Annotated in this window: 12 protein-coding genes and 1 pseudogene; 8 read left to right on the top strand and 5 right to left on the bottom strand. The window is 48.4% G+C overall.

The window, feature by feature from the left end:
* Positions 1-33 precede the first annotated feature (33 nt).
* The 4 genes and pseudogenes from A7P55_RS03235 to A7P55_RS03220 all read right to left on the bottom strand — a co-directional run bounded on the left by A7P55_RS03235 (position 34) and on the right by A7P55_RS03220 (position 3,956).
* Positions 34-339 carry an IS630 transposase-related protein gene (locus A7P55_RS03235; protein ID WP_000122230.1) on the bottom strand — a complete coding sequence of 102 codons (306 nt, stop codon included), beginning with the start codon at positions 337-339 and terminating at the stop codon, positions 34-36.
* 177 nt (positions 340-516) lie between these two features.
* Positions 517-624 (bottom strand): annotated as a pseudogene (locus tag A7P55_RS03230) (IS5/IS1182 family transposase); the annotation flags it as partial.
* Positions 584-784 carry a hypothetical protein gene (locus A7P55_RS03225; RefSeq protein WP_004704328.1) on the bottom strand — a complete coding sequence of 67 codons (201 nt, stop codon included), beginning with the start codon at positions 782-784 and terminating at the stop codon, positions 584-586. The pseudogene A7P55_RS03230 and the gene A7P55_RS03225, both read right to left, overlap by 41 nt.
* A gap of 826 nt (positions 785-1,610) precedes the next feature.
* Positions 1,611-3,956 (bottom strand): aminomethyltransferase family protein, encoded by a 2,346-nt coding sequence (locus A7P55_RS03220; RefSeq protein ID WP_119686989.1) that lies wholly within the window; start codon positions 3,954-3,956, stop codon positions 1,611-1,613.
* Positions 3,957-4,115: 159 nt separating this feature from the next.
* Between A7P55_RS03220 and A7P55_RS03215 the strand changes: the two genes are divergently transcribed.
* The 8 genes from A7P55_RS03215 (at position 4,116) to A7P55_RS03180 (ending at position 12,281) form a co-directional block, all read left to right on the top strand.
* Complete coding sequence (locus A7P55_RS03215) at positions 4,116-5,297, top strand: ATP-binding protein (protein ID WP_119686988.1); 1,182 nt, start codon at positions 4,116-4,118, stop codon at positions 5,295-5,297.
* Between the two features lies 1 nt (position 5,298).
* Entirely contained in the window at positions 5,299-6,015 is a 717-nt protein-coding gene (locus tag A7P55_RS03210) for a response regulator (protein ID WP_171551086.1), read from the top strand.
* A gap of 25 nt (positions 6,016-6,040) precedes the next feature.
* On the top strand, positions 6,041-6,820 hold the full coding sequence (locus A7P55_RS03205; RefSeq protein WP_171551085.1) for a PAS domain-containing protein: 780 nt from the start codon (positions 6,041-6,043) through the stop codon (positions 6,818-6,820).
* 147 nt (positions 6,821-6,967) lie between these two features.
* The gene (locus tag A7P55_RS03200; RefSeq protein WP_171551084.1) at positions 6,968-8,332 is read left to right on the top strand and encodes an NAD(P)/FAD-dependent oxidoreductase; all 1,365 of its coding nucleotides are present in this window, start codon (positions 6,968-6,970) and stop codon (positions 8,330-8,332) included.
* 240 nt (positions 8,333-8,572) lie between these two features.
* A complete protein-coding gene (locus tag A7P55_RS03195; protein ID WP_119686985.1) occupies positions 8,573-9,112 on the top strand; it encodes a dimethylamine monooxygenase subunit DmmA family protein in 540 nt (179 codons plus the stop codon).
* Complete coding sequence (locus A7P55_RS03190) at positions 9,109-10,053, top strand: PDR/VanB family oxidoreductase (protein ID WP_119686984.1); 945 nt, start codon at positions 9,109-9,111, stop codon at positions 10,051-10,053. The genes A7P55_RS03195 and A7P55_RS03190 overlap by 4 nt, the downstream gene beginning before the upstream one ends.
* A 15-nt stretch (positions 10,054-10,068) precedes the next feature.
* On the top strand, positions 10,069-11,088 hold the full coding sequence (locus A7P55_RS03185; protein WP_086197620.1) for a DUF3445 domain-containing protein: 1,020 nt from the start codon (positions 10,069-10,071) through the stop codon (positions 11,086-11,088).
* Between the two features lie 62 nt (positions 11,089-11,150).
* Positions 11,151-12,281 (top strand): aminomethyltransferase family protein, encoded by a 1,131-nt coding sequence (locus A7P55_RS03180; RefSeq protein ID WP_171551083.1) that lies wholly within the window; start codon positions 11,151-11,153, stop codon positions 12,279-12,281.
* Positions 12,282-12,717: 436 nt separating this feature from the next.
* Here the strand turns inward: A7P55_RS03180 and A7P55_RS03175 are convergent, their stop codons facing one another.
* Positions 12,718-13,056 (bottom strand): P-II family nitrogen regulator, encoded by a 339-nt coding sequence (locus tag A7P55_RS03175; protein ID WP_119686983.1) that lies wholly within the window; start codon positions 13,054-13,056, stop codon positions 12,718-12,720.
* Positions 13,057-13,265 lie beyond the last annotated feature (209 nt).

Below are 13,265 nucleotides of genomic sequence, written 5' to 3'. Positions count from 1 at the left end.
TATCCCTAAGCTTTGTATCTGCTTTAGGATGGCTTAACGTCTTTTTTTAACTGTAATATTTAAGCGCTTTAATGCAGCACCAATAGATGAAACACCACAATTAAAACGTGCAGCACGTTCATATTGATAAGCATCAGGATACTTTTCAACATCTTCACGTAAAGCATCATCGTTAATTTTAGAAGGTTTACGTACACGAGTTTTTTTAATCTCTATACGTTTCTTCCATTCAACAATGGTATTTTTATTAATTTCAAATTGTGCAGCTACCGCTCGAATAGAATAACCTTCCTCAAGCTTAGCTAAAATTTTACGTCTAAAATGTTCTGAATAACTCATTGCACCATTGTATTGGTTTTATAATGATTTGACTATACGACTTTTAATCTCTGAAGAAGATTATAAGAAATTTTTTGACTCGAATGAAAAAACTTTTGCAAACCGATGGTCTGAAGTTTTACCTGAAATTAAGCCCGCATTGCTGAAATAAAAAAAGTAGTCTACTAGGGGGTGTCCTCATTTGGCTTTGCACCAAATAAATATGCAGGCTATACGGATCATAGATTTATAATTGCGTGCTAGTTTATCGAATCGAGTTGCAATAGCACGGAAATGTTTGAGCCTGTAAATAGTTCACGCTGCCTGAATCGGCAATTTGGACTTGTGGATGCCAGATAAAAGGTAAATAGCTGACTGCACACCAAATCAAGACCGGTATTAAAAAAGACCCCAAGCCAAACAGTAGTTTATTTCTTTGACTGAGTTCACGTGCAACGTAACCCATAGTGTTGCCCTCAATATTACAATTTTTATAAAACGTAATACTGATTAAGCAAAATGGGTGCCAAAATGATTGTTTTCATTCACTAGATTGCTGGAAATAGCCTAAGCTGAAAGAAACTAATGCTTAAATTACGCATAATGCCACCTTTTACATAGAAAAAAGGCTTTAGAAGCAGGGGCGTTGTGCAAGCCATTATCTGGTGTGTTTAGTCCCTGGTTAAAAAAACGTGGAAACAAAAATCAGGTGGCTTAGATAGATGGGTAAGGAGCTAGCCTCAACCATGATCTAGCTTAATGGGTGGCAAGTGCCAGAGAGCAAGTATTGAAAGCTTTTAAACGTGCAGTTAAAAAATAACGTAAAAACTAAAATATGGAAGAATTTCTACAATTTGATCAGACATATAGCGATTGTTGGCTCATCATTTCTCTACTTTTGCTATGTAAACAACTTGCAGTAAATAAATTAGAAATTGACATTCTGCTTAACCTAAAGACACAGGTATCTACACATCTTTCTCGATCCTGAACATGTATTGCTATTTTCTCTAACTCATCAACTGAATATTCCGAAGCTGGCTGGAGGGTATCAGTTTACTGAATAAGGCACACGAGTGACCCGAGTGGGAGCTTGCAGTTATCACCACCCGGGATTTCACCTTTAAAATACTGGTATGATCCTGCCATAGCCAGGTAAAAACTCAGGGTTAAAGCACCGCACCCTCTAGAAAAATGCAGCGCGGGTCTCATGGTCCGGGTGCCGTTCAGCCGTGGCCATGCTCAGGTTTACAGAGCAGCCAAGGGCTAGGCAAAAATGATGGGCTGGATAATCAGCTTTTTACTCTTAACCTTTGCGGATCATAAAAAGGTAACTCCACCACTTTGGCTTTCAGGCGTTTTTTAAGACCATCCAGTTGTCCAACTTCGACGGCGGTGTCTGTTAGGGCATACTGCGGTGCAAGGCGGCACAGGGCAATCTGTTGCTGCAGCACAGGGGAGTTGGCTGCACTGGTCACCACACCCACAGGAAAACGTCCGACATAGACCAGGTCGCCATGCTGGACCGCTTCATTGCCTTCCAGCACTAAGCCCATCAGTTTATGCCGGCTTTCCGGCGCCTGATTTTTCATGGCTTGTTTACCGATAAAATCTTCTTCCTTGGTTTTCATCGGTACTGTAAAACCAATGCCGGCTTCATAGGGATTGGTTTCGGCTGAAAACTCATGCTGTGCAAAGATTAGCCCGGCTTCTATGCGCAATAAATCCAGGGCATCAAAACCGAGCGGAGCAATGTTATATTGCTGACCTTCCTGCCAAACGGCATCCCAAAGCTGTTCGGCATGGCTAGGATGACACCACACTTCAAAGCCTAGCTCACCAGTATAGCCGGTGCGTGATACCATGACCGGAATACCGTCTGTACCGCCCAGCTTGCCGAGGGTAAAGTGGAACCATGCTAATTTTTCTACGCTTGGCTGATGTTCAGGCGTCCAGATCAGTTGCTGCAACAGCGCACGGCTGTGTGGACCTTGCACTGCAATATTATGAATATGCTGGGATGAATTGCGGATGCTGATTTTATAGCCATGCTGCTGTGCCAGCTGTTTCAGCCAGGTTCCTGAATATTCATCACCGCAAATCCAGCGGAAACAGTTTTCACCCATGCGGAAAATCGTGCCGTCATCCACCATGCCGCCGGTTTCCAGACAGGAGGCCGAGTAGGCAATTTCACCCACCGCCAGTCTGCGGATATTGCGGGTCAATGCATACTGCATAAAAGCTTCTGCATCTGGGCCGGTAATTTCAAATTTACGCAGCGCGCTTAAATCGATCATGGCGACCCTTTCACGGCAGGCCAGATATTCTGCTTTGGCACCCCAGCCGTCGTATTCATTGGCAATCCAATAGCCGTGGTACTCACTGATTTTTGAAGTAAGCGCTTGGATGCGCGGAAAAAATCCTGATGCTTGGGTCATGCGCGGCAGTTCCTCGGGGTCAATTCGATAATGCTGGGAGCGTGGGAAATGCTGATCCTGATCATAAATCCGGACCAGAATATCCGTCGGTACCCAGCCATTGGAAGGATCAATATCGTCAGGGCAGGCAGATGATGCACAGAGCAGATCACGGTGGGCACGCAGCAGGACATAATCTCCCGGTCTGGACCACGGTTCTGCCATGCTGATTGCACCGCAAGGTTCAACAAAGGTGTTGTAAAACAGGTTAATGGCAGGCCATGCATTGCGGCTTTGGATGCCAAAAGGCTGCAGAACCTGGTTAAAATTATCGGTGCAGGAAATATGGCCAAAGTAGCCGGAATCGTTATAGAACTTCGGACTGCAGGCACTCAGGAACATATCGTGCCGGCCCACGGTGTCTTGAACCACTTCGGCCAGTGCTTGCAGATCTGAGGCAAAAAACTTAGAGTGCAGCCCGGGAGCCGGGGTGGCATGCCCCAAAATGGTCCGGGTGGCCATGGCATCCAGACCCAGTTCTTGGCCCTGGGCCAAAGCCTGGGCATCAAAGGCCAAAAAATCGGAACACTGCTTGCCCGACAAGTCTATAATTTGAATCCATTGTCCTGCTTTAACGCTATACGTCCGTGCTGAAGCGCGTGGTATCAGAATTTCCTGCACCGGTTTGGCTAAAGGCTGCGGCAAATAATAATGCACGGGCTGGGCTTTAAATAGCGTCACTGGAACTTCATCTATGCAGTACTGCTGCTGTACATTCATGTCCAGGCCGGTATTCAGCACGATGACTTGAATTGCCGCCGATGCCTGAAAAATGTTCTTTCCAGGACTATGCAAGGTCAGCGCCTGCTCCAGCCAGTCAGGCTGTATAGCATGTTGTGCTAACTGCTGTTTCAGGCGCTTGCTAGAGGCGCTGGCCTGATTTAACTGTGCATGTGTAGCCCGAGCACCATTGGCCACTAGGTGGGATTCGGCCTGTAGTGCCTGTAGCAATTCTGGCTTAAGCTGCTGTTCTGTATTGAAAATCAGTAGATCAATACTCTGTTGTTCAGGTAAGTCAAATTGAATGCGATCACCCGCATCCAGGTCAAAAATGTGCATGCACTGTGCATCTGCGCGCAAATACAGTTCATGGATTGGCTGCTGCAGATGAATATATTCATCTGTCACTGCAGTGGCTAAAGCTGAAGTAAGCGTTCCCATAGATGAGCCCAAAGCGTCCCGCTGGTTCTGATGCTCTTCATTTCACACATATTCTGCTGGAACAGCAATTTCTCCAGAGGTATACCCTGAATAGGGTAGTGCTGGATGTTGGCATGATTCCTGCTCAAATAATTTAACTGTAAAGAATAATTCAGCAGCATGGCGCATCTTGCGAGTGAAGTGATGAATGACAGCAAAATAGAGACAGAGCGGGCCATAAACCAGGCAGGTGATTTAGATCAGACCCAACGGCTGCTTCGCCAGCGTGAATTGACGCTGTTTTATCTGCAGGCCAAATTAAAGCTGATGCAGATTCAGGATCCCAAGGCCGAATTGCCACTTTTTCTGCAATGGCTGAAACAGCATTTTCCTGTACCGGGCTTGCCGGAATATTGTCTGGTGATGTGCTATCCCTTCACTCAGGAATGTTTCATTTTTCATGCCTTGGCGCAACCGCTGGCGCAGTCTGAGGTACGTCTGCTCCAAGAGCAGCTGCTACCGCGCTCCGTCTCTGTGATGCAGCAGGATGTGCCGCTGCTGCTGGGGCAGCATGATTGCCTCCCGCTGTTTACAGGACAGAATTTTGCAGTCTGGCGAGTCTATTTAAACTATTCGGCAGCCCAGCCGGTGGAAGCGGAGCTACTACAGCAGCTGGATCAGGCTTTGCAATCGGGCTTTCAGGAACGCGCGCTACAGCAGGAGCGCATACAAACCATATTGCAGCAGGAGCGGCGTGATTTTTCGGCTGACTTACATGACAGCATTGCGCAAATTATTGGATTCTTAAGGTTGAAATCCGCGCAGCTGAACCAGCAATGCAAACAGCAGCCTGGTTATGCACCGCTGCTGGAACAGACCGAGGAGCTGGCGGCTTATACCCATTATGCTTACCAGCAGGTGCGTGAATTAATTACCGCCTCACGCTTAACCTATCAGGAACTGGATTTTTTCACCGCGCTGAAAAAAATTATTGCCGAATTTGAACATCAGTCCAGTGTGGCTTTTGAACTGGATAACCGTGTTCCACAGCTGAAAGTCAGTGCCAGACAGTCGGTACAGCTGCTGTATATCATCCGTGAAAGCCTGAGCAATGTTGTGCGTCATGCCCACGCCAGTACAGCCGTCATTTCTGTAAAGCGCAATTTCACTCAGCAGCTGCACATTCAGATTGCAGATAATGGCCGCGGCATACAGGCAGGGCGGAAACGGCCGGACAGTTTCGGACTGGAAATTATGCAGGAACGTGCCGAACGGATTGGTGCTGTGCTCAGTATCCGCCCGAATCAGCCCTGCGGCACCTGCGTTGAACTGATATTAGACCTGAACACTGGAGGGGAATGAGATGAATAAAATTGCAGTCAGTATTGTAGATGACCATGCGCTGTTCAGGCGCGGTGTGGCGGATATTATCCGCCAGTCCGAGCACTTTGATGTACAGCAGGAATACAGCAGCGGATCAGCATTTCTGTCAGCGCTGGACACCGCGAACATTGAATTGCTGCTGCTGGATGTACAGATGCCGCAGATGAGCGGCATTGAGGTACTAAAATGCATCCGGGAATGCAATGTCGATCTTAAAGTGATTATTTTAACCGCCAGCCTGGAGGACAGCATTGTATTGGATGCCATTCGTCTGGGTGCCAATGGCTTTTTGCCCAAAGATACCTTGCCGGAAGATATTCTGCTGCAACTGCATCAAGTCATGCAGGGCAGGACCGTATTGCATGCCGATGGGGTGGCTTTGCTGGCCCAGCAAGTCCGGCAGCAGACAGCACCCCTAGCCGCTGCCTTGCATAAAACCTCTGAACAGGTGCTATTGCAGCGCAAACTGCTGTCGGAAATGACACAGCGGGAGCAGGAAACGTTAAAACTGATCGCCAAAGGCTTGAACAATAAACTGATTGCCCGTGAATTAGGCATCAGTGACGGTACGGTAAAAGTCTATGTGAAAAGTCTGCTACGCAAACTGAATGTGCATTCACGGCTGGAGCTTTCCGTGTGGGTACATCAGCAGCTTAACACTGCAGATTTCGATATTTATCCCTCGTCTTCCGTTTAAGGTTCACCGTGCGAGTAATGCTGATATGTCGAAAATAGCGCTGCCCTCCAGCAAAGATGAGCTGAATATGGACTTGAATCAGGATTGGCCTGAACTGTTTGACCAGTTTTCCGATATTGCACTGTTGCTGGATAGCCATGGCACGATTCAGCGCAGCAATCGTACCTGGCACAACTTGCTACAGCTGCAACCGGATGCTGCAGCACAGCGCTTACCCTTGAGCTACTGGCTGTATTCCGAAGATAGTTTGACCTTCCAATGTGCCCTCATGGCCGGACGGCCGTGCAAGCTGGCACTGCGCCTGTTAATCCCGGAACAGCCCTTGGTGTGGTTTGATCTGTCGCTGCAGCCGATCTGTGCCGGTGCCGGAAAAAACCAGTTGCGGGGATGGTGCATTTTAGGCACGGAGCAGACGCAAAAAAACCGGCAGCAAGAACTGCAGGATGCACAGCAGCGCAGTCTGCATGATTTGCTGTCGCGCTTGCCGGTCATGCTGTACCGCTCACGCAATGACTGGAACTGGACCATGGACTATGTCAGCAGCGGCTGTCAGCAGATAACCGGTTATCGCAGTGAGCTGCTGATCAATACGCCGCGCTATGGACAGCTGATTCATCCCGATGACCAGCAGTATGTCTGGGACAGTATCCAGTCGGCTGTGCAGCATCATCGCGTATTTCATTTGCATTACCGCATTGTCACTGCCCAGAACCGCATACAGCGGGTACAGGAAATCGGGCAGGGCCTATATTCGCAAAGTGATATGGTGCTGGGTCTGGAAGGCGCTGTATTTATCCAAAACTGAGGGCATGCAAGCCGCTAAAGCGGCATGACCCCAGGTCAGTATCCCCTTGTGCATACCCCATCTGAGGAATTTCGAAATGATGTAGGCCTGTCTAAGGTAATGGCATCACGGCAGTTTTGTTTAAAACAGATCACATGGAGATTCACCATGAAACGAGTTGCAATTATTGGGGCAGGGCCAAGCGGGATGGCGCAACTGCGCGCTTTTCAATCTGCGCAAAGCAAGGGCATCGAAATTCCGGAAATGGTATGCTTTGAAAAGCAGGCCGACTGGGGTGGTCAATGGAATTATACCTGGCATACCGGCCTGGATAAACATGGTGAACCGGTGCATAGCAGCATGTACCGTTACCTGTGGTCGAATGGCCCGAAAGAATGTCTGGAATTTGCAGACTATACCTTTGATGAGCATTTTGGCCGGCCGATTGGTTCTTATCCGCCACGTGCCGTGCTGTGGGACTATATCAAAGGCCGGGTAGAAAAAGCCGATGTTCGCAAATATGTCCGCTTCAACAGCGCGGTGCGCCATGTCGAGTTTCACCCGGACAGCAAGCAGTTTTCAGTGACGGTGCATAACCATGTCACCGACGAGGTGTATACCGAGACTTTCGATTTTGTGGTGGTGGCTTCAGGCCATTTTTCTACCCCAAGAATTCCTGAATATGAAGGTTTCGGCAGTTTTGGCGGACGGATTTTACATGCCCATGACTTCCGTGATGCCCTGGAATTTAAAGGTAAAAATGTACTGCTGGTCGGCAGCAGCTATTCTGCTGAAGATATCGGTTCACAATGCTATAAATATGGTGCGAAGCAGATTATCAGCTGTTACCGCAGTTCACCGATGGGTTATCACTGGCCAGAAAATTGGTCAGAGCGTCCACAACTGCTGCGGGTCGATCAGACCCATGCCTATTTTGCTGATGGCAGTTCGGCCGAGATTGATGCCATTATTTTATGTACCGGCTATTTGCACAGTTTCCCTTTCATGTCGGAAAGCCTGCGTCTGAAAACCGATAACATTCTCTATCCGCTGCACCTGTATCAGGGCGTGGTCTGGGAAGCCAATCCGCAGCTATTTTATTTAGGCATGCAGGATCAGTGGTATTCCTTCAATATGTTTGATGCACAGGCTTGGTATGCGCGCGATGTGATGCTGGGTAAAATTGCCTTGCCGAGTTTTGCCGAGATGCAGGCCGACACCCAAGCCTGGCATGAGCAAGAAAAAACCCTGCAGGATGCAGCAGCCATGTTCAAATTTCAAGGCGACTATATTATGCGCCTGATTGATCAGACCGATTATCCAAGCTTTGATATTGAAGCGGTGCGGCTGACCTTTTTGCAATGGAAAAAACACAAGCAAGAAAACATTATGGCCTTCCGTGACAATACTTACTGTTCATTGATGACCGGGACTATGGCAACGCCGCATCATACGCCCTGGATTGATGCCCTGGATGACTCCCTGGAGGCCTATTTACAGACCGAGGCCAACCTACAGCAAAAAGCGGGTTAGGACGGTCAGTGCTTGACCTGCAACACTGCCGGGCAGACCCACAAAATATAGTAACAACCTGGTATACGTTTCTTCTGCAGCAGCTGGTTTCCAGCTGCTTTTTTTATGTCTGCGTTAGCTTAAAAACTCCCCCCGCATGCTGTGCTTTACCCCTTAGTGGGTATGATTTAGAGGGAATGGTCAGGCGGCGTAAAAACCTTTAAATATCTGATTATGTAGTTCTTATATGAGGTTTCTCAAATGATGGAAGCCATGCACAGTACCCCCAGATATCAAACTGTAGAAACGCTGCACTGGAATGCACCCAAGTATGTGATGGTGTTGCAGCATGCAGCATCGGCAGTGACACAGCAATTAACCAAAATGAGCAAACAGCACCCGCAAACGGTGCAGCTGATGCTGGACAGTCAACAAGATCAAGCCTTGGCTGGCCTGCTGCATGAACTAGAGACAGTGCTGCAGCAGGAAAAGGCTGGCGTGCGTGCCGTGGTCTGCGGTGATGAATCCTTTGTTTGGACAGTACAGCAGTGCCTGGTGGGTACGGGCTGCCTAGATGAGGAAATCAGCTTGATTGCGGATAGCTCCAGCCTGCAAAACCCGCGTAAAAAAGTCTACTGCGTGCACTGCGGGCATATTCAGCACACCGTTAAAGACGAGCTGTGTAGTTGTGAACAGTGTCAGGTCGAACTGCTGATCCGCAGTCATTTTTCTGAACGCCTTGGCGCCTATATGGGAGTCTGTGCCAATGCGCATCAACCTATGGGAGTACTCAGCGCATGAACCCAACCGTTCCTGTCCATGTGACCCGAATTCATCAAGTTACCCCGATGATTCGCGAATTTACCTTGGCCGCTTTAGATACCCCCTTGCAGCCGTTTTCCTCCGGCAGTCATGTGATTGTGCAGCTGCCAGTGGAAGGCCGCATCATCCGCAATGCCTATTCATTGCTGAATGCCCCGTATGAGCAGCACCAGTATCAAATTGCGGTACGCTTGCAGGAGAACTCGCGTGGCGGTTCGCAATACCTGCATGAAAACATCCAGGTGGGCGATACCCTAAATATTTCTGCGCCGCTGAATTTATTTTCACTCAACTCTCAGGCCCAGCACCATGTATTTATTGCCGGCGGCATCGGTATTACCCCGTTCCTGTCACATATGAAATACCTGCTGCATGCCGGACACAGTTTTGAACTGCACTATGCCTGTCGTGACGGCATCAGCAATGCCTATGAAGATATGCTGATGCAGCTGTTTCATGACCAGGTACATATTTATTCGGAAAAAACCCAGCGCCGTTTGGATATAAACGCATTGCTGAGCCAGCAGTCCCTCGGCAGCCATGTCTATATTTGCGGGCCAGAGCGTCTGATTCATGCTGTTGTTGACTGTGCACAAATGCTGGGCTGGTCAAAAAAACGTGTGCATTGGGAAGCTTTTTCTTCGCCTGCACCGGGAGTCGCATTTGATGCCGTGCTCAGTAAAAGCCAGCGCCGTATTCATGTGCCCGGCGATTTTAGCCTGCTGGAAGCACTGGAACAAGAAGGCATTGAGGTACCCAATCTCTGCCGCGGCGGCGTATGCGGTCAATGTGCCACGTCCTACAGCCAAGGCGAGGTAGAACATCTGGATCATTATTTAACGGTGCAGGAGCGCTCGGCGCAGTTGATGCCTTGCGTTTCGCGTGCCAAACAAGGCCATTGCCTGCATTTAGACCTATAGCTTTGGGAGATTACGATGACGGTTCAATTTAACCCCAATGAAAATATGCATGATCAGTTTCACTACCATAACAGTGCAAAGGCGATTGCCCGTTTTCCTTTTCCATTTCCCGAAGACCAGTATATGTATTCGGTGAATATTGAGCCTGTTGTTTCAAGGCCGGATAGCATTTTTGAGCATTGGTTCGATGTAGATGAACATTATGTAACGGAAATGAACGAGCGCCGTTTAACCCTGGAAAAGGATCCGAAACGTTGCATTATCATGCCTCACATGCGTCAAGCAAGCTGGGACTTTTTGGAAATGGTGATGCTGCATTATGCGGAAGACTACCCTGAACATTTCCAGCTGGAGCGTGATGGCCTGAACTGGCACTGGGTCAATCAACCATTAAATATCGACGTCCATTTTATTTTTGGTCAGGCAGACAGCTTGCCGATGGAGCCGTTTGAATTTATCAGCCGTCAGTTCCAGGGCGATGTTGCCTTGCTGGATCAGCGTGATGGCGATTTGTTTATGGATACCGGCATGATCACCGGCCCTGCAGACTGGTCACTGAATTTTGATGCCGGCATGAGTTTTAAGCAATGGCACGCCCCTGTACCAAAACTGGCACATAACCTGGGGGTGTTTGAGCGCGCACTCAAATTCCTGCTCAACATTCAGGTTGGCCAGCCCTACCGACGTCTGAATTGGACAATGACCATCAATCCGCGTATGGATACTTCCTCGGAAACCTATCATTTATGGGGACATGAACGCGGTCTGGTCACTGCGGAAAATGCCGGTGAACTGGTGCATTTGCGGGTGGAGCTACAAACAATGCCGCGTCTGGCACGCAGCAATGCACTGCTGTTCAGTATCCGCACTTATCTGATTAGCCTGAATGATTTGACCCGCAACCCGGCATGGGCCAAGCGGCTATACCGCGTAATCCGCGATTTGCCTGAGCCGATCGCAGAATACAAGGGCATCAGTGAATATCGTGAACCGCTGGTGCAATGGCTCAGCCAGTTCGATGGCGTAGATGAATAACAGCTCAGTTTCAAAAATTAAGTAATCAGCACATTTTAAAATATTCAATAAGGAAGACCTGTATGGCAAACTCTTGGCGCATTTCTGCATTGGCAGCCCACCACCGTCAGCTCGGTTCAAAATTAGAAGACTGGAACGGCATGGGAACAGCATGGACCTATGATTCGGATATTGCAGATCACTATACGGCTATCCGCACCAAAGCCGGATTGATGGATGTTTCGGGCCTGAAAAAAGTCCATTATGTCGGCCCGCATGCGGAAAGCCTGCTGGAATATGCAACCACCCGCGACATTTCCAAATTGTATCCCGGCAAATCCGTGTATGCGACCATGCTGAATGAGCAAGGAAAATTTGTGGATGACTGCGTGATTTACCGTACCGGACCAAATGCCTTTATGGTGGTGCATGGCACAGGCATTGGCTATGAAATGCTGATTCGCTCAGCGGCTGGGCGTCAGGTTGCGGTACTGTTTGATGATGACCTGCATGATTTATCGCTGCAAGGGCCATTGGCCGTGGACTATTTAGCTCAACATGTCGCGGGCATTCGTGATTTGCCCTATTTTCACCATCAGCAAACCAAACTGTTTGGTGCGCCTGTCATGATTTCACGTACCGGCTATACCGGCGAACGCGGCTATGAAATTTTCTGTAAGGCGGCCGATGCACCGATGATCTGGGAAACCATTCTCAGTACCGGCGCTGAATATGGCATTATTCCCTGTTCATTTACCACGCTGGACTGGCTGCGTACAGAAAGTTATTTACTCTTCTTTCCGTATGATAATTCAGAATATTTCCCCTTCGAGAATGATGTCTGCGGCGACACCTTGTGGGAACTCGGCCTGGATTTCACGGTTTCACCGCATAAAGGCGAATTCCGCGGCTGCTATGAGCATCGCCGTTTAAAAGGCAAAGAACGCTTTAAAATCTTCGGTGTATTGCTGGAAGGCGATCAGGTGCCTGCAATGGGAGATACCTTATGGGACGGCAATCAGCAAGTGGGGGTCATTACCTGCGGTATGCATTCGCCGCTGACCGGTAAAACCGTGGCCATCTCACGTCTGGATGTGCCTTATGCAGAGCAGGGTAAAGCCCTGCAGGTCAAAGGCAGCCTGGAGGTAAATGCAATCGCGCATACCTTGCCATTTGATGATCCCGAGAAATTAAAACGTACCGCAAAAGGCTAAGTAGCCAGCAATCCACTCAGCCTAAAAAATCCTGCTAACTGCAGGATTTTTTTAGGTGTTCTATTTGACCCGTTTGAGCAGCCGATGAGTCTGGAGCTGAGCCTGCTTTAAACTGATGGGAAGCCGTTTTCCTATTCCCTTTTATTTGAATGACGCGCATGGACATGACCTGCGATGTAGACATGTAGCAAGTTGCAACACATCTCGAGAATAGCGGCATAGGTCATAGTCGTAGAAGGTATTTTAGAATCCTTGAACAAGGGCAGAAACGCTGCAACAGGCTTTCAGAGGGGTAGTCAGAATTGTACCCGGCTGGCAATAAAAGCGTTGAGTTTAGTCTTATGTGTCCCCAAACCCCACTTGCCGGGTAATTCAGTGTTTAACTTTTGCGAGGGTGATCAAACCAAAGGGTGGGGGGATAGGATCGAGCATAACACTAAATGGCGTCCATACCGGTTTCACCAGTGCGGATACGTACCACTTGTTCCAGCGCGCTGACAAAAATTTTACCATCGCCAATTTTGCCCGTAGCGGCAAATTTGCTGATAATTTCAATTGCTGATTCGACCTGATCGCTCCGGACGGCCACTTCCAATTTCACTTTCGGCAAAAAATCGACCCTGTATTCGGTACCGCGGTACATTTCGGTATGGCCTTTTTGACGGCCTGCGCCTTTGACTTCGGTCACGGTCATACCATGAATGCTGTGTTTGTTGAGCTCTTCACGGACATTGTCCAATTTGAATGGTTTGATAATGGCGGTGATTAGTTTCATACAGTACCTCTTAATTTTATTGTATTCATTTTCATTCTTGAACAAGTTTTATTTTGCAAGAATGATGCCATTTTTCATTTTAAAATCATATTAATAGCAATCGATACATTTGTACGGCCAGTCTGGTTTTTCCACCTGAGTGGCCGTACAGCTGCGCTGGTGATGCGCTTAGCTTTCACTTAGGCCTTATTTAAATACCACCGTACGGT

The sequence above is a fragment of the Acinetobacter sp. Ac_5812 genome, assembly GCF_013072695.1.
Taxonomy (GTDB): Bacteria; Pseudomonadota; Gammaproteobacteria; order Pseudomonadales; family Moraxellaceae; genus Acinetobacter.
This window is presented reverse-complemented; position numbering and strand designations above follow the sequence as displayed.